At 69.1% G+C, this 24,676-nt stretch carries 20 protein-coding genes; 7 read left to right on the forward strand and 13 right to left on the reverse strand.

Annotation, left to right across the window (positions count from 1 at the left end; genetic code table 11):
• Positions 1 to 710: 710 nt before the first annotated feature.
• The 4 genes from ACLQ2O_RS34105 to ACLQ2O_RS34120 form a co-directional block, all read right to left on the reverse strand.
• Positions 711 to 2,045: a serine hydrolase domain-containing protein gene (locus ACLQ2O_RS34105; RefSeq protein WP_425840182.1), complete on the reverse strand. Its 1,335-nt coding sequence runs from the start codon at positions 2,043 to 2,045 to the stop codon at positions 711 to 713.
• A gap of 231 nt (positions 2,046 to 2,276) precedes the next feature.
• The gene (locus ACLQ2O_RS34110; RefSeq protein WP_425840185.1) at positions 2,277 to 2,504 is read right to left on the reverse strand and encodes a hypothetical protein; all 228 of its coding nucleotides are present in this window, start codon (positions 2,502 to 2,504) and stop codon (positions 2,277 to 2,279) included.
• A gap of 100 nt (positions 2,505 to 2,604) precedes the next feature.
• Complete coding sequence (locus ACLQ2O_RS34115) at positions 2,605 to 2,808, reverse strand: KTSC domain-containing protein (RefSeq protein ID WP_425840187.1); 204 nt, start codon at positions 2,806 to 2,808, stop codon at positions 2,605 to 2,607.
• 66 nt (positions 2,809 to 2,874) lie between these two features.
• Entirely contained in the window at positions 2,875 to 3,228 is a 354-nt protein-coding gene (locus tag ACLQ2O_RS34120) for a helix-turn-helix domain-containing protein (RefSeq protein ID WP_425840189.1), read from the reverse strand.
• 136 nt (positions 3,229 to 3,364) lie between these two features.
• On the opposite strand from ACLQ2O_RS34120, the gene ACLQ2O_RS34125 reads away from it, so the two are divergent.
• A complete protein-coding gene (locus tag ACLQ2O_RS34125) occupies positions 3,365 to 3,631 on the forward strand; it encodes a hypothetical protein (RefSeq protein ID WP_425840192.1) in 267 nt (88 codons plus the stop codon).
• A gap of 171 nt (positions 3,632 to 3,802) precedes the next feature.
• On the opposite strand, the gene ACLQ2O_RS34130 is transcribed toward ACLQ2O_RS34125, so the two are convergent.
• Positions 3,803 to 4,729: a hypothetical protein gene (locus tag ACLQ2O_RS34130; RefSeq protein ID WP_425840195.1), complete on the reverse strand. Its 927-nt coding sequence runs from the start codon at positions 4,727 to 4,729 to the stop codon at positions 3,803 to 3,805.
• A gap of 184 nt (positions 4,730 to 4,913) precedes the next feature.
• On the reverse strand, positions 4,914 to 5,543 hold the full coding sequence (locus ACLQ2O_RS34135) for a hypothetical protein (protein ID WP_344183851.1): 630 nt from the start codon (positions 5,541 to 5,543) through the stop codon (positions 4,914 to 4,916).
• Positions 5,544 to 5,672: 129 nt separating this feature from the next.
• On the opposite strand from ACLQ2O_RS34135, the gene ACLQ2O_RS34140 reads away from it, so the two are divergent.
• On the forward strand, positions 5,673 to 6,497 hold the full coding sequence (locus ACLQ2O_RS34140; protein ID WP_425840198.1) for an aldo/keto reductase: 825 nt from the start codon (positions 5,673 to 5,675) through the stop codon (positions 6,495 to 6,497).
• A gap of 31 nt (positions 6,498 to 6,528) precedes the next feature.
• On the opposite strand, the gene uvrA is transcribed toward ACLQ2O_RS34140, so the two are convergent.
• The 4 genes from uvrA to ACLQ2O_RS34160 all read right to left on the reverse strand — a co-directional run bounded on the left by uvrA (position 6,529) and on the right by ACLQ2O_RS34160 (position 14,802).
• Positions 6,529 to 9,021 carry an excinuclease ABC subunit UvrA gene (uvrA, locus tag ACLQ2O_RS34145; protein ID WP_425840201.1) on the reverse strand — a complete coding sequence of 831 codons (2,493 nt, stop codon included), beginning with the start codon at positions 9,019 to 9,021 and terminating at the stop codon, positions 6,529 to 6,531.
• A gap of 122 nt (positions 9,022 to 9,143) precedes the next feature.
• On the reverse strand, positions 9,144 to 12,038 hold the full coding sequence (locus ACLQ2O_RS34150) for a vitamin B12-dependent ribonucleotide reductase (RefSeq protein WP_425840203.1): 2,895 nt from the start codon (positions 12,036 to 12,038) through the stop codon (positions 9,144 to 9,146).
• Between the two features lie 112 nt (positions 12,039 to 12,150).
• A complete protein-coding gene (nrdR, locus tag ACLQ2O_RS34155) occupies positions 12,151 to 12,645 on the reverse strand; it encodes a transcriptional regulator NrdR (RefSeq protein WP_425840205.1) in 495 nt (164 codons plus the stop codon).
• A 312-nt stretch (positions 12,646 to 12,957) separates the two neighbouring features.
• Positions 12,958 to 14,802 (reverse strand): glycerophosphodiester phosphodiesterase, encoded by a 1,845-nt coding sequence (locus ACLQ2O_RS34160; RefSeq protein WP_425840207.1) that lies wholly within the window; start codon positions 14,800 to 14,802, stop codon positions 12,958 to 12,960.
• Positions 14,803 to 14,900: 98 nt separating this feature from the next.
• On the opposite strand from ACLQ2O_RS34160, the gene ACLQ2O_RS34165 reads away from it, so the two are divergent.
• The 3 genes from ACLQ2O_RS34165 (at position 14,901) to ACLQ2O_RS34175 (ending at position 18,947) form a co-directional block, all read left to right on the forward strand.
• A complete protein-coding gene (locus ACLQ2O_RS34165) occupies positions 14,901 to 15,851 on the forward strand; it encodes a nucleoside hydrolase (RefSeq protein WP_425840210.1) in 951 nt (316 codons plus the stop codon).
• Between the two features lie 72 nt (positions 15,852 to 15,923).
• The gene (locus ACLQ2O_RS34170; protein ID WP_425840213.1) at positions 15,924 to 18,113 is read left to right on the forward strand and encodes an ATP-binding protein; all 2,190 of its coding nucleotides are present in this window, start codon (positions 15,924 to 15,926) and stop codon (positions 18,111 to 18,113) included.
• A 6-nt stretch (positions 18,114 to 18,119) separates the two neighbouring features.
• Complete coding sequence (locus ACLQ2O_RS34175) at positions 18,120 to 18,947, forward strand: class I SAM-dependent methyltransferase (protein ID WP_425840216.1); 828 nt, start codon at positions 18,120 to 18,122, stop codon at positions 18,945 to 18,947.
• On the opposite strand, the gene ACLQ2O_RS34180 is transcribed toward ACLQ2O_RS34175, so the two are convergent.
• Positions 18,944 to 19,453: a LysM peptidoglycan-binding domain-containing protein gene (locus ACLQ2O_RS34180; RefSeq protein ID WP_425840219.1), complete on the reverse strand. Its 510-nt coding sequence runs from the start codon at positions 19,451 to 19,453 to the stop codon at positions 18,944 to 18,946. The genes ACLQ2O_RS34175 and ACLQ2O_RS34180 overlap by 4 nt on opposite strands.
• A gap of 356 nt (positions 19,454 to 19,809) precedes the next feature.
• Here ACLQ2O_RS34180 and lexA point away from each other — a divergent pair, with 356 nt between their 5' ends.
• The gene (lexA, locus tag ACLQ2O_RS34185; RefSeq protein WP_425840222.1) at positions 19,810 to 20,583 is read left to right on the forward strand and encodes a transcriptional repressor LexA; all 774 of its coding nucleotides are present in this window, start codon (positions 19,810 to 19,812) and stop codon (positions 20,581 to 20,583) included.
• A 48-nt stretch (positions 20,584 to 20,631) separates the two neighbouring features.
• A complete protein-coding gene (locus tag ACLQ2O_RS34190) occupies positions 20,632 to 21,147 on the forward strand; it encodes a glutathione peroxidase (protein ID WP_425840225.1) in 516 nt (171 codons plus the stop codon).
• A 95-nt stretch (positions 21,148 to 21,242) separates the two neighbouring features.
• On the opposite strand, the gene ligD is transcribed toward ACLQ2O_RS34190, so the two are convergent.
• Both ligD and ACLQ2O_RS34200 read right to left on the reverse strand, forming a co-directional pair.
• Positions 21,243 to 22,211, reverse strand: a complete 969-nt coding sequence (gene ligD, locus ACLQ2O_RS34195) for a non-homologous end-joining DNA ligase (RefSeq protein WP_425840228.1) — start codon at positions 22,209 to 22,211, stop codon at positions 21,243 to 21,245.
• Entirely contained in the window at positions 22,211 to 24,121 is a 1,911-nt protein-coding gene (locus ACLQ2O_RS34200; RefSeq protein ID WP_425840977.1) for an ATP-dependent DNA helicase, read from the reverse strand. Before ACLQ2O_RS34200 ends, ligD begins: the two co-directional genes overlap by 1 nt.
• Positions 24,122 to 24,676: the final 555 nt, after the last annotated feature.

Here is a 24,676-nt window from a genome sequence, read left to right on the forward strand (position 1 = left end):
TGTACGGGGTTAATGCATATTTCGGCATTGACTTTCGGCACGCTGTTGAGTTCTCAAGAATCGGGCGCACACCGCGTCCGTGACCTTTCAGCCAGGACTCCGGGGCAACCTGCGTTACTTTACTGTTTCGTCTGCGGCCGGTCAAATCGGCCTCTTCCGTCCCAGTCCCCTTGCGTGTCTCAGCGACCGAAACCCGCTGACGCGTGTTTCAGCTGCTAGGACTTTCAGGGAGTTTGTCGAAGCGACCGGCCGCTTTCGCGTCCCGCACTCGCTCCGACAAGAAGAACATTACTGACATTCACGGTGAAGATGCAAATCGAGGTCCAGGGCCATGTCATGACCTGTGCTGAGCACTCCTCGACCACACCGACCTGATGCTGTAGTCGTCCCTCTGGTCCCACCTGTCACTCGCGTCTCCGCGAGGCCGGCCATCGCGTCACCGCCAGGTCCACTCTCCATAGTGCCCTACCCGTTCAAGTGAGTTTCCCAAGACGGGTGATGGGTGGGCGACGATCGCTCGTCACCCACCCATCGAGTACCGCACCGCCCAGCAGACGCCTCTCGGCGAGTGGCCGCTCGAAGCGGCTGAGTGTGAGGCCCGGGGGTCATGTACCAGGCGGCATCAGGTGTAACCGGTCCCCCACCCCACCTATTCCCGGCACCTCACCCGGTCTCCCCCAGCTCTCCTGAGAAGTCCCGGCGCCCCGCGCTCAGTCGACCCGAGGACACACGATCTGATCCCCGTTCTGCTCGAACACCAGCTCGTCTCCGCGCAGCCGCAAGCGCGCGCTCACCATCGAGCTGGCGAACGTGCTGTCGTCGACCGACACGAACGCCATCGGCCCCTGACCGTCGAAAGTCACTTCCACCCCGCCGGCCAACCTGTCGATGGCGAACCCGAACCCCTCGCGCAGCCGGTACTGCCCCACCAGCCCGTCAATCACGTCCTCGCCGGCCACGTGCCTCTCGTCGAGCGGTTCGTCGTACCCGCTCCACCCGTACGCCGACGCCAGCGCCGCGAACGCCCGCTGCACCACCCACATGCCGTTGTCGCCGTTCGTCATCACCGCTGCGCCGAACCCGGACTCGCGATCCGCCAGCAGGTGGCACTTGAACCCCTCGTTCCCACCGCTGTGCCCGAACCGAACGCCACCGTCGCCGAGGAAGGCCCCCAGCCCCACGTGATTCAGTCCCCCGAGCCGATCACTTGCTCGGACCTGTGGCGTCAGCATCTCCCGCCCGAGCTCCGGCGAGAGCAGGGCGCCATCAACACCGGCGTACGCCGCCTGCACGCCGAGCGCGAACCTGCAGAGATCGCTCGGCGTCGTCCACAAGCCCGCCGCGGCCAGCTCCGGATAGCTGTGCCAGCGCCCTGGGATCGCCTGCCCCTGCTCGTCATGCGCAGTCGCCGCCCGCCCGTGAAGCTCCTCGGGCAAAGGCTGCGCGTAGTCACTGTCGGCCATGCCGAGCGGCTCGAGCACGAGGTCCCGCACCAGCTCGCGGAACGGCGTACCGGTCACATCTTCCAGCAATCGCTGCATCACGACCGTCCCGCCACCGGAGTACCGGAACTGCGCTCCCGGCACGGTGTCGACCCGCACCCCGAAGGTGTTGGTCGGGCGGACCCCGTCAAGGATCTCGACGGTGGTCGGCAGCAATTCGCCGTACGGGTAGCCCGGAAAGCCGTGCACGGTGAGGCCGGCGCTGTGGCTCGCCAGCTGGCGCAGTGTCACGACCGGCTGCCAGCTTCCTGTCGGTGGAACCTGCCACGACGTCAGCTTGCGATTGATGTCCTCGTCCAGCTCGAGCAGACCTCGATCGACCAGCCGGAGCATCGCGAACACGGCCACCGGCTTACTGATCGAGCAGGCCTGGAACAACGTGCCCGACGACACCTCGGTCTCGCCCGTGGCATCAACGAGGCCGGCAGATCCCGTCCCGACGATCCCGCCGCCGCTCATGACCGCCCAGCCAACTCCTGGCACGGCGAATCGCTCCAGGTCCGCAGCGATCTGCTCACGCAGTACGTCGTCCTCAACACCCACGGCTGCTTCCCCACTCTCGACTCCTCCGGAGCCTAAGCGTGTAACAGCTCAGCCGCCTCGACCCCGTCTGCGACTCCATGGCAGAACGACTTCCCGGCCGATGCCGGAACACTCGTCAAGCCGCATCTGGACTCACCCATGTGAGCCGGCGACGTTGCTGGGCGAGCACCGGCCACGGGTGCTTGAGCACCCGTGGCCGGGACGAGCTTTGCAACGTGTGGCTGTGCTCGGTTACTTGGACGGCTGCGGGGCTTCGCAGTCGATCTTCGGGTTGGCACCGATGTAGTTCAGCGGTCCGGCGACGATGGTGACCAGCGTGGTCCCCACCTTCGCGCAGGTGGCATCGGAACCTCCGAAGTAGTTTCGCTGCGCCGCGGCCGCGAGACCGATCAACAGCCAGACCACAACAACAATCGTGATGACGCGAGAACCAGTCGTAGAGGCTCTACGAGTGGGCATGTCCACCTCCTGGCTGAGCGCACCCCCGTGGAACGACCCTCTGGTGCCCGCCGGTGACACAGCGAAAACCCCAGTCCGCCGACCTGTTTCGCGGCCGTCCTCAGACCTCCTTGAAGTCGTGGTGCGGCTTGATCCGGGTGTTGATGAATCGCCCGACGCTGTCGGCGCGCACCAGTGCGGCGTGCGTGAACTCCGAGACCTCGAAGTACTGGTACACGTCACCGTTCACGAACTCCACCTCGAGCGTCCCGTCCTCCCAACCGATCGACAGCACGCTCGACGAGTCCACCGGCCTTCGCCGCATCCCCAGCCCCTCTCGGTCCGCATCCCTTGTTCTGTACGCCGTGTCGCTGCCCTGCTCCACGTCCCCTCAGTGTGCCGAAGGCTGTTGCGACGCGCTCAGCTCGATCCGCGACAGCAACCGCGCCAGGTCCGTCACCGCGGCGTTGAGCTGACCGATCGAGGCCTGGTCCAGAGCGACCCGTTGGTCGGGCTCGCCCAGGTTCGCCGTGAAGCGGGTCAGTGCGTCGACCGGTGCCCGCGCCAGCTCGGCGTCGAGTGCCTCCTGCAAATGGGGACTCGGCACCATCCCCGGGCGCTCCTTCCACTTCGTGATCGTCCGCGGCGCGACGCCGATCCGCCCGGCGAACGACTCGTTGGTCAGCCGCAGCGCCTCCCGCAGGGCATGCGCGTGCCGGCCGGTCCACTTCTCGATGACTGCCATCGCCCACTCCTTCTCGCTCGGTCACTCTCTGCAAGAAAGGTACGAGTTTTCGCCGCCCGTCGAGTGCGCGGAAAATGCCCTGTGGATACCGGTTCAGTTCATGGTGCGGCCGCCCGCCACGGCGTTCACTGAATCCATGAACAGCGCACCCACGATCCGCCGCCGCCTCGACCACGCCACCAGACAACCCCCACGCCGCTTCCACCTGGTCCGCCACATCGACGTCTCCGGAGTCAGCGGCACCGGCATAGTCGCCGAAGGCGTCGAGTGGTCCGACAACACCGTCACCCTCCGCTGGGGCGGCCCCTACCCCACCACCACGGTCTGGCAGGACGGCATCCCAGCCCTCCTCACCATCCACGGCCACAACGGCGCCACCACCATCCACTGGCTCGACCCGTGACCCGATCGCCCCCTCTGACCGCGGTGCGGCCGGCCGCTCCCCTGCGCCCTGTGCCGGCCGTACCGCGCCTTAACCCTCAACAGATTGACCAGCCCACTCGTCACCGTCGACCCGATCGCGTGCGAAGCCGTCAACCACAGTCCGTCACCGAACGTGGCTGCGGTCGTCCGATCAGGGCTGATCTGAGGGGGGTGGTTTTTCGGCGAAGAATTGTTCGCGGTAGTTGGCGGGGTGGTCTTCCTCGGGGTGGTGGTTGAGGGCGGTGGCGAGCTCGGCGATGGTCTTGTCGGCGGCGGTGAGGTGGGGCTTGGGGCGCTGGGGTGGGAGCTCGTCGGTGTTCGCGACGGAGGAGAGCTGGGCCAGGGTTTCCAGAAGCTCGACGGCCTTCTCGACTTCGCCGGGGTTGTTGACGAGCCACCACACGGCAGCGGAGCCGGGGCTGGCGAGGACCTCGTCGCGGAGGTAGGCACGCTCGTCGCGTTCCATCCGGCGTTCGAGCAGGGTCCGTTGCTCGCGGCGGTGGAGGGCGGCGAGGACCTGGAGGTGCTTGCTGTCGGCGTCCGGGAGGCGGAGACGGACCTCCGTGGCCCAGGTGCGGACCTGGCCTCGGTCGTCGAGGTCGGGTTCGCCGAGGAGGGCGGCCAGGCGGTGCTGGTTGAGGGATTCCTCGGTGGGTTGCTGGCCGGCGGTGAGGGCCTTGGCGCGGTTGAGCAGGGCGTCGACGGCGACGCTGCTGAGGTCGGCGTGGCGGGAGCCGGACAGAACGGTCGACCAGTGGACGACCGCGGAGAAGCTGAACTGGAAGTCGGGAGAAGCGGACGGGAGGCGTACGTCGGCGATCGTGCGGGTCGGCGGGAGGGAGAAGACGGGGTCGTGATCCACGCTGTGCACGCTCGGCGGCGCGTGGGTCACCGGGGCCGTGACAGTGATCGGGGCCGGCTTGACGTCGGGCTCGTTGTAGAGCACGGCGACGACAGCGAGGAGGACCACGGAAACCATGACGGCAACCCAGCCCGGCAGGCCTAGGACCAGGGCCAGGAGGTACAGGAAAGCAACCACCGCGGCAGAGAGCAGGAGGGTGTTCTTGTCGAGCTTCATCAGGGAGTCCTTCAACGCAAGTACCGGCCGGCGTACCCGGCTGGAGGAGTCCCCGCTGTTAGGTCCTGGGCGGTCGGTCAGAGGCACAGAAAGTCTCACATGGTCGACGGACGGTAGCGACCGGTCCGCGTGTCGCTCTCACTCCGTGAGAACGGACCTCAGTCACTCCGTGAGAAAAGGACGGTCAGCCGGTCAGGGAGCGGAGGGCTCGGCGGGACGGCGTGAGGACCACGGGCTTGTACGGGCAGCGGGCGTCGGTGAGGGTTTCGTACGCGCTGATCGCGCGGTTCGCGGCGTCCCAGCCCTGCTCGGCGGGGCTCTTGCCGAGACCGCGGTTGCGGATCAGGGCGCCGTAGAAGGCCGAGCAGAACACCGTCGCCTCGTACCAGCCGACGACCGTGCTGGTGCCGATGTAGGTGATGTCGTCCTGCAGGCAGTCGCGGATCGCGCGCTGCCACTTGCCGATGCCGGTCTTGCAGCCGTCGGCGATCACCACGCCGCTGGAGATCCCCCACTGCCGGTCCAGGAACCAGTCGGCCAAGGCGCTCAGCGAGACCTGGGTCTGCCCGTCGGTGGACAGGAACGACGGTTCCTCGCTGTGGTCCCCGTGCGCCATCACGTGCAGCACGGTCGACGGGGTGGTGAGCGCGGAGAACGCCGTCTCGTGATCCCGGGTGCGAACGAAGTTCACGTCGATCACCGGTTCGTTCCAGCCGGCGTTGACGTTGCCGACGACGCCCTGGACGAACGTCATCGACGCGTCGAAGGAGCTGTCCAGACCGAGGTCCACCAGCGTGATCAGTCGGTTCTTCATCCCCAACCCCCTCACATCCCGGGGCCCGCCTCGATGGCCCGGAATCATCATCACCCAGGATCCCGACAGTTTGGCCGCGGGGTCGGCGGATACCGTGGGCCGAGACCCGACCAGCCGAGGAGAAGTCCGATGAGTGCTGCCCCGACCGTCACCTTGAGTCACGGAACCGTGTTGCCGCGGATCGGACTCGGGACGTCGCCGATGAACGACGACGATGCCGAGCGCGCTGTGGCGACGGCGCTCGAGCTCGGCTACCGCCTGATCGACACCGCCGAGAACTACCGCAACGAGGTCGGCGTCGGGCGTGCGCTGAAGGGGGCTCCGCGCGAGGAGCTGTTCGTGACGTCGAAGTTCAACAAAAGCTGGCACAGCGTCGAGGGTGCGCGGACGGCGTTCGAGGCGAGCGCGGAGAAGCTCGGGCTGGACTACCTCGACCTCCTGCTCATCCACTGGCCGAACCCGGACCAGGACCAGTACGTCGACGCCTGGCGCGGGCTGATCGAGCTGCGCGAGGCCGGTCTGGTGCGCGCCATCGGTACGTCGAACTTCAAGCCGGCCCACCTGCAGCGCCTGATCGACGAGACCGGCGAGGCTCCCGAGGTCAACCAGATCCAGCTGAGCCCGATCTGGACCAAGCAGGACAACCGCGACTTCCACGCCCAGCACGGCATCGTCACCGAAGCGTGGAGCCCGCTCGGCAAGGGCAGCGACCTGCTCGACCGGCCGGACGTCGTACAGATCGCCAAGGACCACGGGAAGACACCGGGCCAGGTCGTCCTACGCTGGGAGATCCAGCTCGACGTCGTACCGATCCCGAAGTCGGCGAACCGGGAGCGACTGGCGCAGAACCTGGATGTGTTCGACTTCGAGCTCAGCGAGGAGCAGTTGGCCACGCTGTCGGCGATGGACGGTACGGGGTCGACGCCTGCGGACTCGGATCGCAGCGGTCACTGACGGCTGGTGTGACCACGAAGAGCCGGAACGCTCACGAGCCGGGGTTCAGGACGGCTTTCAGTCGGCGGGCCAAGTACGGAGCGGTGGCGCTGGTCTTCGAGCTGGCGAGTTCGACCGGAGTGCCGGTCGCCACGACCTGTCCGCCGGCGATGCCGCCGCCTGGACCCAGGTCGATCACCCAGTCGGCGGCCGCGATGGTGTCCAGGTCGTGCTCGACCAGGACGACGGTGTTGGAGGCGTCGACCAGTCTGTGGAGCTGGCGGAGCAGAAGGGCGATGTCGGCGGGGTGGAGTCCTGCGGTGGGTTCGTCGAGGAGGTAGAGGGCATGGCCGCGGCGGGCTCGCTGCAACTCGGTGGCGAGCTTGATCCGTTGGGCTTCGCCACCGCTGAGCTCGGTCGCCGGCTGCCCCAGTCGCAGGTAGCCGAGTCCGACGTCGCGCAGCGTCTCGAGACTGCGGGACGCCGAGGAGACGTCGGCGAGGAACTTCGCCGCCGTGTCGACCGGCATCGCCAGCACGTCCGCGATGTTCTTGCCGCGGTACGTCACCTCCAGCGTTTCGGCGTTGTACCGGGCGCCGTGGCAGGTCGGGCAGGGCGCATAGGTCCCCGGCAGGAACAGCAGCTCGACCGCGACGAATCCCTCGCCCTGGCAGGTCTCGCACCGGCCCTCGGCCACGTTGAAGGAGAACCGGCCCGCCGAGTAGCCCCTCGCCTTCGCTGTGTCCGTCCCGGCGTACAGCTTGCGTACGGCGTCGAACAAGCCCGTGTACGTCGCGAGGTTGGATCGCGGCGTCCGGCCGATCGGACGCTGGTCCACCAGCACCAACCGGTCGAACGCCTCGAGACCGGAGACGTCGTCGACCTCGAGCTCAGCGGCAGCGTCATCCGGTTCGTCCGGATCGTCCGGCGTCTGGCCGAGATGCCGACGGACGACCTCTGCGAGCACCTGGGTCACCAACGTTGACTTGCCCGAACCCGACACCCCCGTCACCGCGGTGAGAACGCAGAGTGGAATCTCGACCGAGACGTCGCGCAGGTTGTGTCGCGTGACGCCGTGCAGGTGAAGCCAGCCCTGCGGTGTCCGGGGACGGTGGTCGAGCGGCTCAGCGCGCCCGAACAGGTACCGGCTGGTGATCGACTCCTCCACGGCCTCGAGCCCGGCCACGGGACCGGAGTAGAGGACCCTGCCGCCGCCCTCCCCCGCACCAGGTCCGATGTCGACCACCCAGTCCGCACGCCGTACGACGTCCAGGTCGTGCTCGACGACGAAGAGCGAGTTCCCGGCCGCCTTCAACCGGTCCAGCACGTCCAGCAGCGGTTCGGCGTCGGCCGGATGCAGGCCCGCGGACGGCTCGTCGAGGACGTAAACGACCCCGAAGAGCCCCGACCGGAGTTGCGACGCGATCCTCAGACGCTGCGCCTCGCCGGGCGAGAGAGTGGTCGAACGGCGAGCGAGGCTGAGGTACCCGAGTCCGAGGTCGAGCAGCACTCCGACGCGGGCGACGAGATCGGCGCAGATCCGTACGGCGGCCTCGGTCGTCTCGCCCGACGTCGCGGTGGAGGTCGTGGCGTCAGCCTCGGCCAGTTCCGCGATCGGCCGGAGCAGCGTGACCAGCTCGTCGAGCGGAAGCGCGTTCAGCTCGGAGATCGACCGGCCGGCAACGGTCACGGCCAGCGCTTCCGGCCGCAGCCCGCTGCCGTGGCACTGCGGGCACGGCACGCTCCGGACGAAGCGCAACGCACGGTCGCGCATCTGCTGACTCTTGGAGTCGGCCAGGACGTGCATGATGTGTTTGCGCGCACTCCAGAACGTGCCGTGGTAGCCGTAGTCGATGCGGTCCCGCTCCGGCGTGACCAGAACCGACGGCTGCTCCTCGGTGTAGAGCAACCAGTCCCGGTCCTTCTTCCGCAGCTTGCGCCACGGCCGGTCGATGTCGATGCCCAGACCGCTCACGACGCTGCGAAGGTTCGCGCCCTGCCAGGCGCCCGGCCACGCGGCGATCGCCCCGTCGCGGATGCTCAGTGACGTGTCGGGGACGAGCAGTTCCTCGGTGACGTCGTGGACGACGCCCAGGCCGTGACAGTTCGGGCACGCGCCGGCCGCGGTGTTCGGTGAGAACGCTTCCGCGTCGAGGCGAGCCGCGCCGGGCGGATAGGTGCCGGCGCGGGAGTACAGCATCCGGAGCAGGTTCGAGAGCGTGGTGATGGTGCCCACGCTGGATCGCGAGCTCGGCGCGCCGCGGCGCTGCTGGAGGGCGACGGCCGGGGGAAGTCCGGTGATCTCCTGGACGTGCGGCGCCCCCACCTGCTGGAGCAGGCGGCGTGCGTACGGCGCGACCGACTCGAAGTACCGGCGCTGCGCCTCGGCGTACAAGGTGCCGAAGGCAAGCGATGACTTGCCGGAGCCGGAGACGCCGGTGAACGCGACGATCGCGTCCCGTGGGAGGTCGACGTCCACCGTGCGGAGATTGTGTTCTCGTGCGCCCCGGACCCGCACGAACTGGTCGATCGGCTCGTCCGTCACGGCACCCAGGTACCCGATCGGTCTGGCGCGAACCAGAACGCACTGCGGCCCCCGGGGAAGTGGGAAGTTCCCGGGGGCCGTGGTGCTTTCACTCAGGTCGGCCGTTTGACGGCCGGGGACTGCTAGCTGCAGCCGGAGGTGCTGCCGCAGCCTTCGCAGACGTAGCAGGAGCCGCTCGGGCGCATCTTCGTGCCGCAGGTGAAGCAGAGCGGCGCGTCGACCGAGGTACCGGTGATGAGCTCGAACATCTCGGCGGTGGTGCGGACCTCGGAGCTGACCGGCTTGGCGGCCGCGGCGTCGATCGAGGCGTCGTCGACCGCGACCGGCTTCTCCGGGGCCGGCTCGACGGCCTTCAGGGACTCCGGCTCCGACACCTCGACCGGGGTCGCCTCGTACGAGCCGGTGTCGAGCTGGCGGGAGCGCTCGTCGGCGGAGTAGATGCCGAGCGCGGCGCGGTCATCGAAGGACAGGTGGTCCAGGGCCAGGCGGCGGAAGATGTAGTCCATGATCGACTGCGCCATCCGCACGTCCGGGTCGTCGGTCAGACCGGCCGGCTCGAACTTCAGGTTGGTGAACTTCTGGACGTAGGTCTCCAGCGGCACCCCGTGCTGCAGCGCGATCGAGATCGCGATCGAGAAGGCGTCCATCACGCCGGCCAGGGTCGAGCCCTGCTTGCCCATCTTGAGGAAGACCTCGCCGAGGCCGTCGTCGGGGTACGAGCCCGCGGTCATGTAGCCCTCGGCGCCGCCGACGCTGAACGACGTGGTGCGCGACGGGCGCGACTTCGGCAGGCGCTTGCGGGTCGGCCGGTACTCGACGATCTTCTCGACGACCTTCTCCGCGGCCGCCTCGGTGGACGCCTCAGCCTTCTTGGCCTTGGAGTCCGACAGCGGCTGACCGACCTTGCAGTTGTCGCGGTAGACCGCGAGCGCCTTCAGGCCGAGCTTCCAGCCCTGGAAGTAGACGTCGGCGATCTCCTCGACCGTCGCGGTCTCCGGCAGGTTGACGGTCTTGGAGATGGCACCGGACAGGAACGGCTGCGCGGCCGCCATCATCCGCACGTGGCCCATCGGCTTGATCGCCCGCTCGCCCATCGCGGTGTCGAAGATCTCGTAGTGCTCGGTCTTCAGGCCCGGCGCGTCCACCACGTGGCCGTGCTCGGAGATGTACTCGACGATCGCCTCGATCGTCTCCTCGGTGTACCCGTACTGGCGCAGCGCCCGCGGGACGGTCTGGTTGACGATCTGCATCGAGCCGCCGCCGACCAGCTTCTTGAACTTGACCAGCGAGAAGTCCGGCTCGATACCGGTCGTGTCGCAGTCCATCATGAAGCCGATCGTGCCGGTCGGCGCGAGCACCGAGGCCTGCGCGTTGCGCCAGCCGTTCTTGGCGCCGGTCTTCAGTACGCCCTCCCACGCCAGCGTGGCGTGCTTCTGGACGTCCTTGTCGATGTCGCCGACGGTACGGATCGCGTCGTTGGCCGCGGCGTGCTTGCGCATCACCCGGGTGTGCGCGTCCTTGTTGCGCTCGAAACCGTCGTACGCGCCGACGATGCCGGCCAGCTCCGCGGAGCGCTTGTACGACGTACCGGTCATCAGCGAGGTGATGGCGCCGGCCAGCGCGCGGCCGCCGTCGGAGTCGTAGGCGTGTCCGGTCGCCATCAGCAGGGCGCCGAGGTTGGCGTAGCCGATGCCGAGCTGGCGGTAGGCGCGGGTGGTGTCGCCGATCGCCTCGGTCGGGAAGTCGGCGAAGCAGATCGAGATGTCCATCGCGGTGATGATCAGCTCGACGGACTTGACGAACTTCTCGGAGTCGAACATGTCGTCGTCGTTGAGGAACTTGAGCAGGTTCAGCGACGCCAGGTTGCAGGAGGAGTTGTCCAGGTGCATGTACTCCGAGCAGGGGTTGGACGCGGTGATCCGGCCCGTCTCCGGCGTGGTGTGCCAGTCGTTGATCGTGTCGTCGTACTGGATGCCCGGGTCGGCGCAGGCCCAGGCGGCGTGGCTGATCTTGTCGAACAGCTCGCGGGCGTCGACGGTCTCGATGATCGAGTTGTCGATCCGGGCCCGCAGGCCGAACTCGCCCTTCTCCTCGACCGCGCGCATGAACTCGTCGGTGACCCGGACGGAGTTGTTCGCGTTCTGGTACTGCACCGAGGTGATGTCGCGACCGCCGAGGTCCATGTCGTACCCGGCGTCGCGCAGGACGCGGATCTTGTCCTCCTCGCGCATCTTGGTCTCGACGAACTCCTCGATGTCGGGGTGGTCGACGTCGAGCACGACCATCTTCGCCGCGCGGCGGGTGGCGCCACCGGACTTGATCGTGCCCGCGGACGCGTCCGCGCCGCGCATGAAGGAGACCGGGCCGGACGCCGTACCGCCGCTGGACTGCAGCAGCTCCTTGGACGACCGGATGCGGGACAGGTTCAGGCCGGCACCGGAGCCGCCCTTGAAGATCAGGCCCTCCTCCTTGTACCAGTTGAGGATCGAGTCCATCGAGTCGTCGACGGCGAGGATGAAGCAGGCCGACACCTGCTGCGGGGACGAGGTGCCGACGTTGAACCAGACCGGCGAGTTGAAGCTGAAGTACTGGTGCAGCAGCATCCAGGTGAGCTCGTGCTCGAAGATCTCCGCGTCGGCGGGAGTGGCGAAGTAGCCCTCTTCCTCACCGGACTTGCGGTAGGTCTTCACGACCCGGTCGAGCAGCTGCTTGAGGCTCCACTCGCGGTTGTCGTGACCGACCGCGCCGCGGAAGTACTTGGTGGTGACGATCGTGGAGGCGTTGACGCTCCAGTAGTCGGGGAACTCGACCCCGCGCTGCTCGAAGACCGTCTCACCGGTCTTCCAGTTCTGCTGCACGACGTCGCGACGCTCCCACGTCACGTCGTCGTACGGGTGGACGCCTTCGGTGGTGAAGATGCGCTCGATGGTGAGTCCCGCCGGCGCGCTCTTGCGCCCACGGAACCCGGCCGCCGACCTCTTGGTCGACCCCGAGTGGCCGGTCACCGTCTCTGTCATGGTTGCTCCTCGCCCTGTGTCTGCGGTCTGTCGGGACCGCCCCGTTGGTACTTCCTGGTGCCTGTACGGCGGTACTGCTGGTGATGCCACGTACTTGGTGCTGCAATCCCCGTTACGTCTGTGGAGCCACGCGCTGCGGCGCGGGCTCGGTGCCCTCCGGGTCCTTCTCGGCCCGCAGCAGCGCGATCTCGGTCTCGAAGTCGTCGGCCGACTCGAACTGCCGGTAGACGCTCGCGAACCGCAGGTAGGCCACCTCGTCGAGCTCGCGCAGCGGTCCGAGGATCGCCAGCCCGACCTCGTGGGCCGGCACCTCCGGCGAGCCGCCGCCCTTCAGCGCGTCCTCGACCTTCTGCCCCAGCCGCGACAGCGCGTCGGCGTCCACGGGCCGGCCTTTGCAGGCCTTGCTCACGCCGCGGACGACCTTCTCGCGGCTGAACGGCTCGGTCGCGCCGGAGCGCTTCACGACCGTCAGCTGCATCTGCTCGACGGTGGTGAACCGCTTCTCGCAGACCGGGCACTGGCGCCGGCGGCGGATCGCTCCGCCGTCCTCGGCGACCCGGCTGTCGACGACCCGGGAATCGCTGTGCCGGCAGTACGGACAGTGCACGACGAATCACTCCTCCCGTGGGGCGCCGAACGGCGACGCTGTGGATGCACCTGGGGACAACCTGTGTACGACTTGTGGGTAACCAACCACTACCTGTGGAAAATTACACCCGTGTAACCACTACATCTAGGGATGTTACGTCGCTGATCCGACAGTTTGCAAGAACGCTCCGATCTCGCGCGCGTCTCTTTGTTCCAACACTCGCGCGGCCCTGTGTACTCCCGCGTGGCGCCGTAGCAGAGGCCCTCCGGAGGCGCAAAATGCGGCCTCCGAAGGGCCTCGGAAGAGTGGCGGGTTCCGGCCAGGCGGACGTCAGCTGAGAGCTCGGGCCTCAGCGACGATCTGGGTACGACGGGCGGCCGGGAGGTTGGCGGCGGGCGTACCGGCGTACAGCGCCAGTACGCCGTACTGGCGCTGGCCGACCAGCGTGAGCATCGTCGACACGGCCGACTTCGGCGCGCCGGAGGTGAGGACGAGGTTGGCCAGACCGATCGGCGTGGCGACGACCGTGAAGCGGGACTCGGTGACCTGCTGACCGATCTGCGCCTTGAGCACGTGCTCGCCGGCGGTCAGTGCGGCCGTGTCGACCGCCGTACCATTCTCGACCGGCTTGCCGTCGAGCGTGATGCCGGCCGGCTCGGACGACGTCACCGCGATCCGGAGCTGCTGGGCGCGGTCGACCTTCTGCCCCGCGACCGGGCTGAGCACCGCGGGCTTCGAGCGCTGCAAGAACGCGGAGTTCCAGCCGTTCAGCTCGGCCGGGCGGTTCGTGATGATGCCGTCGACGCCGGCCTTCTCCAGCGAGTTCCAGCGGGTCGCGTCGTCGACCGTCCACACGTTCACCGCGACGCCTTGCTCGTGCAGCTCGGCGACGATGCCCGGGCGGGTCTGGAACGCCGCGTCCGAGGGGTTGTACGCCGACAGGTTCAGATCCTTGGCGATCGCGACCGGGTCGGGGTCGAGCGTGCTGCGGAGCAGACCGAGCGGGAGCTCCGGCGCCAGTTCGTGCATCCAGCGCAGGTGCTGCGGCTCGAAGCTCTGGACGAAGACCCGGCTGCTCATCGACCGGTCGCGGATCTCGGTGACGATCCGGGCGACCGAGTCGCGCGTGTGCGCGCCCTTCACCTCCAGCAGCAGGTTGCCGCCGCGGGTCTTCAGCCCGTCGAGCTGCTGCCCGAGCGTCGGCACCCGCTGACCGGTGAAGGCCGGGGCGAACCACGAACCGGCGTCGAGACCGGCGACCTGCGCGGCGGTCATGCCGCGAACAGCGCCGGTGCCGTCGGTCGTCCGGTCGACGGTGTCGTCGTGCAGGATGATCGGTACGCCGTCCTTGGTCGGCTGGACGTCGTTCTCGATCCACTCCGCGCGGCCCCGGCGAGCGACCTCGTCGGAGGCGGCCGTGTTCTCGGGCGCGGCACTCGATCCGCCGCGGTGCGCGAACACCCGGAGCGGGTCGCCGGGCTTGCGGACGAACGACTCCTTCGCGAGCGGCGTCACCTTCAGGTCGTCGAAGGACACGGTCGCGCCATTGACGAGCAGAGCCTGTACGCCGGTAGCGCTGCGGTTGACCATCGTGGTCCGCAGGGCCTCGCGGCCCTCGACGTACCAGGTCGCCCGCGCGCCGCGGACCTCGACCGCGACGGCGACCTGCCGGCCCACGCCGACCGCGGTCGGCGCGGCGGCGGTGTCGGTCACGTTCCACGTGTTCGACGGCGTGCGCTGGGCGAACTCGAGGCCGTTGGCGGCGGTCGAGCCGTTGCGCAGCGTCGCGATCGACCACGGGACCGCGCCGGCCGGTGCGAGGTCGAGGCCGAGCGCGACCCAGCGAGCCGCGTCCACGGCGGACTCGAAGCGGAGGTGGCTCTCGATCCGGAAGTCGGTCAGCGGCGTACCGAAGGTGATCCGGCTCAGCTGGCTTGCGGACGTCGACGTACCGGTCAGGCGGCCGTTCTGGACCTTCCAGGTGCCGTCGACGACGTTCCAGCCGGTGGGGAGGGCGGTGCCGTCGAAGGTCTCGGCGACGGTCGGTTGGGGAGCTGCTACTTGCGTCACGGTGGGTTCGGCGACGGCGTACGGCGTGGTCAGGACGGCCGTGACAGTGGCGGTTGCGGCCAGGGCGGCCAGCACTGCACGAGGGCGGCGTGGAGTGAGCTTCATGGGCACCGACCGTAGGAAACTTACGCGAACGTGACCAGAGCCCGTGATGAATTGCCCACCAACGGGCGATGGATCCGCCGATGGGCCAGGATGGCGGCATGAAGCCGGTCATTCTCGACGTCGACACGGGGCTCGACGACGCCTGCGCCCTCCTGCTCGCCGCCTGCCACCCGGAGCTCGACCTCAAAGCGGTCACCTGCGTCGGCGGCAACGTCGGCCTGGAAGAGGTCGTGGTCAACACGCTCACCGTGCTAGACGCGGCCGGGCGGGCCGACGTACCGGTTGCTCGGGGTGCGGCACTTCCCCTGCTGCAGCCGGTCCGCGCGGCTCCGCACGTGCACGGCAAGGACGGCCTCGGTGACCTGGACTGGCCGAAGTCCACGCGGACGCCGGATCCGCGGCACGCCGTGGAGTTGCTGCGCGACGTACTGCTGGAGGCGGCCGCGTCGGGCGAGCTGATCACGCTGATCCCGCTCGCGCCGATGACCAACATCGCGCTGCTGCTGCGGACCTACCCGCAGGCCGCGCGAGGTCTGCGGGAGATCGTCTTCATGGGTGGCGCGGCGGGGATCGGCAACGCGACCGCGTCGGCGGAGTTCAACATCTGGACCGACCCGGAGGCGGCCGCGGTCGTGCTCGCGGCGTCCGGCGAGCTCGGGGTGCCGGTGACGATGTACGGGCTCGACGTGTTCTACAACGTGCCGATCACGCTCGCGGAAGCCGGCGCGCTCGGCGGTTCGCCGTCGGCGGACCTGGCGCGCCGGCTGATCGAGCGGCGCAGCGAGCTGTACCGGGCCGACGCCGCGAGCATCGGCGACGGCGGCGCGGTCTGCGCGGTGATCGACCCGGACGGGCTGACCACGCAGGAGTTCCCGCTCCGGGTCGAGCTGTCCGGGAGCTGGTCCCGCGGCCGCACGATCGTCGACACCCGCGGCTGGACCGACGACCTCAGCTCGGACCCGCACGGCTCCTCCCCCGCGGTCGTCAAGGTCGCCACCGCGGTCGACGGACGCCGGTACGCCGACCTGTGGCTGTCGACCGTCAGCTGACTCGGTGGACCTGACCGCGGTTACGCTCCAAAGGCGAGTTTCAGCGACGTCAGCTGCCTGGGGGTGCTGCCGGTGGTCCCGCCTGAGCACCCGTCCGGCTGCCTGACCCGGTTCTTCGGCCGCGAGGACGAGTTGGCCCACCTGGGTGCTCTGCTGACCGGCACCCGGTTGGTGACGGTCGCGGGTCCGCCGGGTGGTGGGAAGACGCGGCTGGCTGTGGAGTGGGCGACTCGCGGCGCGGAACGCGTCTGGCTGGTTGAGCTCGCGCTGGTATCGGACGGTCGTGCCGTCGCGGGAGCGACGGCGTCGGCGCTCGGCGTTCGCGAGCAGCCCGGGGAGCCGACGACCGAAGCCTTGATGACGGCCTTGTCGGACACCACGGCGCTGGTCGTCCTCGACAACTGCGAGCACGTCGTGGACGCGACGGCCAAGCTCGTCACCCGCATTCTCCGGAGCTGCCCGTCCGTACGGTTCCTCGCCACGAGCCGGGTGCCGTTGGGGGTTCCCGGCGAGCAGCTGTTCAGGCTGCCCGGCCTGGACGAAGCGCCGGCGCTGGATCTCTTCGCCGACCGTGCCGGGCTGGTCGCCGGTGGGCTCGGTGCTGCTGACGACAGCGAGCACGTCCGAGAGATCTGCCGCCGGCTGGACGGAATCCCGTTGGCCATCGAGCTGGTGGCCGCCTGGAACCGCGTCCTGTCGCCGCCGGAGATCCTCGACCGGCTGGACGCACTGCTGCCGATGTCGAAGGGCACCGGTTCGTGCGACCGGCAGCGGACGATGGCGGCGACGGCGGAGTGGAGCCGTTGCCTGCTGCCTCCCGACGCGCGACTCCTCTTCGACCGGCTCTCGGTCTTCGTCGGCGGCTTCGACCTGCCGGCTGCCGAGGCCGTCGCCCAGCTGGGCCCGGAGTTGCTCGGTTGCCTCACCCTGCTGGTCGATCACTCGCTCGTCCTCGCCGAGCCGCGCGCCGACGGCTCCACCCGCTACCGCTTGCTCGAGCCCCTCCGCCGGTACGGCGAGACGACGCTCGCAGCGCGCGGCGAGGTGGACCTCGTCCGGCAGCGCCACGCCGAGCACTTCCTCGCCGTGGCCCGGCGGTGTGACGCCGGGCTTCGTGGTGCGAACCGCCCGGCCGGGCTGATCGAGCTGCAGCGTGAAGCGGGCAACCTGCTGGCCGCGGCGAACTGGTCGCGCTCGCAGGCCGGCGACCTGGGGCTCCAGCTGAGTACGGTCCTGGCGTACTTCTGGGAGCAACGCGGGCGGATCAACGGCGCCCGACAGCGCCTGGAGGAGCTGCTTGACCGCGGCGCCTGCGATCCGCGGCTGCGCTCGGCCGCACTGGCGCGGGTCGGTCGGCTCGCCTGGCGCCAGCGGGACTACCAGGCCGCTCGTACGGCGTACCAGGAGAGCCTGGCCCTGGCCCGCCGGTACGGCGACGAGCTGGACGCCGCCCGCGGGCTGCGCAACCTCGCCCTGGTCGAGAGCACGACGGGCAACACCGCTCGGGCGGAGGAGCTCTGCGCCCAGAGCATCGCGCTGTACGGCGCGCACGACGACGAGCGCGGCAAAGGCTGGGCGCTCACGGTGCTGGGCCTGGCGAAGTACGAGGACGGCGACTGGCAGGGTGGCCGAGGCTGCTACCGGCGGGCGCTGATCGCCAGCCAGTCGACCGGGGCCGTGGCTCTCGGTGTCACGGCCAGACTCGGTACGGCGTTCGCCGCCGCGGTCACCGGGGACGTCGCGGAGCATCGCCGGCAGCTGACGTCGGTGGTCGGCGATCTCCAGCGGGCCGACGGATTGGTCGAGGACCCGGAGTGGCTGTGGGCGGCCACCTCCCTCGCCGCAGCCGAAGGCCGGGTGCTGAGCGCGCTGCGGCTCGCAGGCGCCGCCGAGAGATTCAGCCGACGAGGTGGCCGGATGCCTGCCCCGATGACGGAGCACTGTCGCGCCGCCGTGGACCGTACGCGGAACGAAGTGGGAGCTCGGACGGCGGAGCGCTTGATGGCCGAAGGCGCGGCCCTGCCGTCCGAACGGCTGATGGCGGAGTCGCTCGCCCTTCCCACTCCGGCCGACCGCCCGCTCACCGACCGCGAACGCGAGGTCGCGGAGCTGACCGGCCAGGGCCGGACCAACGACGAGATCGCGGACGCGTTGTGCATCTCGCGACGAACGGTGGAGTCGCACCTCGAACACATCCGGCACAAACTCGGCCTGACCAACCGCTACCAGCTGATGGCCTGGTCGTTGCGAAGATCCGGGTGATTACCGATGACCGCGGGCGCGGTGATCGCCGAGGCTGGCGGGATGGACAAGGAATACATCTTCGACACCGGTTCTGACCTCGGCATCGGCCACATGGACTGCCTGCAAAGGGTGCTGGACGAACCCACCACACGCTTTCTCGAGGCCGTCGGCGTCCGGCCCGGTCAGCGGTGCCTCGACCTGGGCGCCGGTGGCGGGTCGATCAGCCACTGGCTCGCGGACAGGACCGGACCGACGGGCCAGGTCGTCGCGGTCGACATCGCGACCGACCAGCTGACCGACGGACCAGGAATCGAGGTGCACCGCCACGACGTGACGACCGGTCTGCCGGTGGATGGCCCCTTCGACCTGATCCACGCGCGACTGCTCCTCGTCCACCTGCCGCAGCGGGAGCAGGTCTTCGAGATGCTGGTCGACGCGCTCGCCCCCGGTGGGTGGCTGGTGCTGGGCGAGTTCAGCGGCCGGCCGCTGACCGTGGTCTCGGCGCCGTCGGACGAGGACCGGGCGTTGTGGGAACGGATGATGCACCTGTCCCACGACCGGCTCGGTGCGGCCCGCGGTATCGACCTCGGCTGGGCGCACTCGGTGCAGGGACGAATGGACGCGGCGGGCCTCATGAACGTCCATGGGATGGAGTACTCCCAGACGACCACCGGAGGCGGTGTCGGCTGCCTGCTGCACCGCAATCTCAATCAGCAGGCGGAACCCCTGCTGCTGCAGTTCGGAGCGACGCCGGCCGAGTTGGCGCGCTACCGGGAACTGCTGCTGGATCCGGGGTTCCGTGCGTGGTTCTACCAGCTCGTCTTCAGCGCCGGGCAGCGCCCACTGGGCTAGCGGACGGGGACGTCCAGGGTCTGGCCGGGGACCACGTCGGTGACGGTGCGGAGGTTGTTGAGGTCGGCGATCTGCTCGACGACGGCGGCGGGATTGTCTGACGGGTTCGTCGTCTGGGCGATCGACCAGAGGGTGTCACCGGCGCCGACCTGGACCTGGACGGTCCTGGTGAACTGGGGTTCCGGGTCGAGCGCTCCGGCGACCCGCAGGCCCAGTACGGCGATGGCGGCGCCGAAGATCAGGACCGACAGGGTGGTCAGGACCGCGCGGCCCCGGCGGGTGAGCTGCAGGGCCGACGGCTCGATCTCGGCGACCTGCTGCTGCCGGCCGGCCGGGCGGTGCACGCGGAGCTGCGGGCGGGGCTCGAGATCGGGGCCGGCGCAGGCACGCACGGTCAGCCGGTCGGTCGTCGTACCGGAGATGCGGTGGCGGCGCGGTGCGACGGGCACGACGGGAGGGGCGCCGACTTCCGGCGTACCAGATGTCACCAGTGCCGTTGTGCTCATCGGATCCTCCAGACCCTCGTCCAGACCTCGTGCTGCGCTGTCGATCTCTGTCTACCGGGCGGCTCCGACAGTTTTCGCCGGTGCCACTTTTCCGACGCCGCCCGAACACCTGTTCGATCGAACGTCTGTACGAATGATTAACCGCCGGCCGCCGGTTCCGCAACTGTTCCAACCAGGACACGCCGAGGAAATTCCCGCTCTATAACCCGACACACGAACAAACGTGCGAACCGACACGCCTTCGAACAGATGTTTGAACAATCTCAGGATTCGGTCTAACGTCGTGCTCAGTCGACCACGTAAGGCCGAGCCGGGTGACACCTCGGCGCCGGCCCCGACCTGAGGAGTTACCACCGATGGCCAGGACGAGCGGTTCCAGCAAGGGCAGCGGTTCGCGCAAGGGCACTGGCACCGAGCCGACCGTGTCCGAGCTGCCGGACGGCCCGGCCGACGCGACCGGCCTGACCCCGCGGCAGCGCCGGGTGCTGGACGTGATCCGTGACTCCGTCGACAGCCGGGGGTACCCGCCCTCGATGCGCGAGATCGGCGAGAAGGTCGGCCTGACCAGCTCCTCCTCGGTCTCCCACCAGCTCAAGGTGCTCGAGCAGAAGGGCCTGCTGCGCCGCGACCCGAACCGGCCGCGCGCGATCGAGGTCCGCTATCCGAACGAGGTCGCCGAGGTGGCGCGTCGCGGTTCGGTCGGCTCGGTCCGGCAGACGTCGTACGACGAGACCGGTGCCGGCGACGTGCACCCGGCCGCGGTCTACGTCCCGGTGGTCGGCCAGATCGCCGCCGGTAACCCGATCCTCGCCGAGCAGGCCGTCGAGGAGGTCTTCCCGTTGCCCAAGGCAATGGTTGGCGAAGGCACCTTGTTCATGCTGAAGGTCAAGGGTGAGTCGATGATCGAGGCCGCCATCTGCGACGGCGACTGGGTGGTCGTGCGCCAGGAGCAGACCGCGGAGAACGGTGACATCGTCGCCGCGATGATCGACGGCGAGGCGACCGTGAAGACGTTCAAGAAGACCGCGACCGAGATCCTGCTGCTCCCGCACAACCCGGCCTTCGAGCCGATCGACGGCAAGGACGCGGTGATCCTCGGAAAGGTCGTAACAGTTCTGCGGCGTGTCTGACATCTCAGACGGCGAGCGAAGTCCGGCGTGTCGTGTCAGCATTGAGCTATGACGACTGTCTATGACTTCAGCGCCACCCGGATCGAAGGCAATGAACAGTCTCTTGCCGACTTCCGCGACCAGGTGCTCCTGGTGGTGAACACGGCGTCGCAGTGCAGCCAGACCCCGCAGTACACGGGTCTGCAGAAGCTCCACAAGAGTTACCGGAAACAAGGCTTTTCGGTGCTGGGCTTCCCCTGCGACCAGTTCGGCCACCAGGAGCCCGGCGACGAGAACGAGATCGCGAACTTCTGCTCGACGATCTACCACGTCACGTTCCCGATGTTCGCCAAGATCGACGTGAACGGGTCCAAGACCCTGCCGCTGTACAACTGGCTCAAGCGCGAGGCCGGTGGACTGCTCGGCGGGCGGATCAAGTGGAACTTCACCAAGTTCCTGATCGGGCGGGACGGGACCGTGATCGCGCGCTACGCGCCGACCGCGACGCCGGAGAAGCTGGCCGACAAGGTCGAGGCGGCTCTCGCGCTGCCGGCGCCCAGCCGGCAGCGCGAGTCCGGGGACTGATCAGGCGTTTGCTCGACGGGGATCGATGACTCGGTGGAATCGATTCCCTTCGACAGGGAATGCCTCAGTGTCGCAGGGGATCTCGGGCGCCGGCTCTAGCGAGTGACGGTGTCAGGATCGATGTCCAGGCGGAGACCTCGCCAGACAGGGTGACGCAGGCGGCCGTCGGCGGCCCAGCCGGAGTAGGTGACCTCGGCGACCAGCAGCGGGTCGAGCCAGTGCGCGGCCCGGCGGTCGCCGGCGGGAATGGTGGAGGCGTCGAAGGGCGGCCGGTCGATCTCCAAGCCGGCCAGTTCCGCGCCGAGCAGGTCGAGCATCGCGAAGTCGAGGCCGGAGCCGACCTTGCCGATCAGCACCAGCCGGCCGCTGTCGTCGTACGCGCCGCAGTACAGGGAGCCGATCCGGCCTTCCCGGTTCCCCTCCCCCGGGTGCCAGCCGCAGAGCACGACGTCGCGGGTCTGGACCGGCTTCACCTTGATCCAGTCCGAGCTGCGCTTGCCCGACAGGTACCGCGACTTGCGGCGCTTCGCCACCACGCCTTCCAGCCCGTTCGCAGCCGACAGGTCGAGCGCGGCTTCGCCGTCGTCGTACGCCGGTGGCACCTCCCAGAACGGGTCGTCGACGTCGAGCGACTCCAGCAGCGCCCGGCGGTCGTCATACGTTGCCTCAAGCAACGATTTGCCGTCGAAGCGGAGCACGTCGAAGACCCGCACCGAGACCGGCACCTCGAGGATCAGCTGCCTCAGCTGCCGTACGTCGCGCACGTGCATCCGCCGCTGCAGCAACCCGAACGACGGCGCACCGTTCTCGTCCAGGGTGACGATCTCGCCGTCCAGTACGGCGGGCAGCTGCAGCCCCGGCGCCGTGGCCAGGCCGAGCAGTTCGGGATAGCCGCCGGACACGTCACGGCTGTTCCGCGACCAGAGCCGGCAACCGTCGGCGTCCACCTCCGCGATCACGCGGATGCCGTCCCACTTCAGCTCGTACGCCCAGCCGGGTCCGGACGGCAGCTTGCCCAACGCCGCCATCATCGGCAGCACGGGCGGACCGGACGCGGGGCTCATCACCCGTCCTGGAGTCGTTTCAGCGCGCCGAGCACCTTCTCACGATCGGCCGTCGGCCACATCGGAGGCAAGGAGGCGCGCAGGAAAGACCCGTACCGAGCAGTGACGATGCGGGGGTCCAGGACGGCGACGATGCCGCGGTCGCTGGTCCGGCGGATCAGGCGACCGGTGCCCTGGGCAAGCAACAGGGCGGCGTGGGTGGCGGCGACGGACATGAAACCGTTGCCTCCGGCCTCGTCCACGGCGCGCTGGCGGGCGGCCATCAGCGGCTCGTCCGGGCGCGGGAACGGGATCCTGTCGATGATCACCAGCGTGCAGGTGGAACCGGGGACGTCGAGGCCCTGCCACAGCGACAAGGTGCCGAACAGGGAGGTCTCGGGATCCTCGATGAACTCGCGCGAGAGCTCGTTGAGGTGGGCGTCGCCCTGGCAGAGGATCTTCAGGTCGGTGGCTTCGCGGACCGCGGCCGTCGCCGCTTCGGCGGCCCGGCGGGACGAGAACAGGCCGAGCGTCCGGCCGCCGGCGGCGGTGACAAGGTCGACGATCTCCTCGAACTGCTTCGAGCCGAGCCCGTCGCGGTGCGGCGGGGGCAGGTGCTTGGCGACGTACAGGATGGCTTGCTTCTCGTACTCGAACGGGGAGCCGACGTCGAGGCCGCGCCACGGCAGCGGTCCGGTCTCCGACTCGTCGTCGAGCTCGGGCATCTCGTCGTCGTCGGCCAGCTTGTCGGCCGGGCGCAGACCGACCTGCCGGGCGATCGCGTCGAAGTCGCCGCCGAGGGTGAGGGTCGCGGACGTCAGGACGGCGGTGCGGTCCTTCAGCACCAGCTCGCGGAGCAGGCCGGCGACGGTCAGCGGCGCGATCCGCAGCTCCTTGCCGAAGCGGTCGCGGTCGATCAGCCAGACGACGTCCAGGTCGTTCAGCGCGGCGACACGTTCGGCGACGTCGAAGATCTCCTTCACCGCGCCCTTCGACTGCCGCTTCGCGCCGTCGGGGTCGTCCTTGTCGTCGGACTTCTTGCCGAGGTCGGAGTACACCGCGCGGGCGGTGTCGCGGACCATCGCCGCCGCCTCCAGCACGGCCGCGTTGCCCGCCTCGATCCGGCCCTCGCGGGACCCGTCGAGCGCGGCACGCAGGGCGTCGGAGGCGTCGATCAGGTCGTCGGCGTGATCGTCGTCGACGAATCTGCGCGCCCGCTTGGCGGCGCGCTCGACCATCTGCGGGGAGAGCTCGTCACCGGCCGCGCCGGTCACCCGGGCGGGGAGCTCGTGCGCCTCGTCGACGATCACGACGTCGTGCTCGGGCAGGACCGTGCGGTTCTCGAAGGCGTCGATGGAGAGCAGGGCGTGGTTGGTGATGACGATGTCGGCCTTGCGGGCCTGCTCCTTGGCCTTCTCGGCGAAGCACTCCTCGCCGTACGGGCACTTCTGTGCGCCGAGGCACTCGCGGGCGGCGATCGCCACCTGCTGCCAGGCCTGGTACTGGTGGGAGGGCGCGTGGTCGCGGTCGCCTGCCTCGTCGTCGAGCAGTTGCTGCTCGGCCCACTCGCGCAGCTCGACCACCTGCTGGCCGATCGGGCCGGACGGCGGGACGTCGACCAGCATGCCGTCGTCGTCCGGGGCGCCTTCGCGGATGCGGTGCAGGCAGGCGTAGTTGTTACGGCCCTTCTGGATCGCGTACGACGGGCGGCGCGGGAGAAGCTTCTCGGTGGCGTCGAGCAGAGCCGGTACGTCACGGTCGACGAGCTGGGACTGGAGCGCCAGAGTCGCTGTCGAGACGACAACTCTTCGGTTCTCTACGGCGTGCACCAAGGCTGGGACGAGGTAGCCGAGGGACTTCCCCGTGCCTGTCCCTGCTTGGATCAGGAGATGCGAGCCGTCGTGCATGGCTGCGTCCACCGCCTCGACCATCGCCACCTGGCCTGGTCGGGTCTGCCCATTCACCCCGGAGACCGCGGCCTCCAGCAACTCGTGCACATCAACACCCACCACAACACCCTAGCCGGGTGGGCGGACAACTTTTGCCATTCGGTGGGTGGGCTGTGGACGATGCGGGCGCCCTGCCCTCGAGGGGTGACTGACGCGTTGTTCGACGACTGACGCGTTGTTCGACGACTGACGCGGTACATCGCGTCAGTCGTCGAACAACAGAGCAGTCAGAGGGTGAGGTAGGCGGCGATGCGGCCGGGCAGGTCGGCGGGGGCTGAGGCCGCTGCGGCCGGAACTACGTGTAGTGGTTCGTAGTCGGAGGGCTGTTGCTGGGGTGGGTGGTGGGGTGCGCGGGGGCGCGGGGGCGCCTGCGCGGGGGCGCGGAGGCGCGGAGGCGCGGGTGCGCGGATGCGCGGGTGCGCGAGCGCGGGGCGCGGGGGGCGAGTGCGCGGGGTGCGCGGAGCGCGGGTGCGCGGGGTGCGGGGTGCCGGGGTGCGGGGTGCGCGGAGCGCGGGTGCGCGGGCCGCGGAGCGCGGG

It is taken from the genome of Kribbella sp. DT2, from assembly GCF_049844575.1.
Classification (GTDB): domain Bacteria; phylum Actinomycetota; class Actinomycetes; order Propionibacteriales; family Kribbellaceae; genus Kribbella.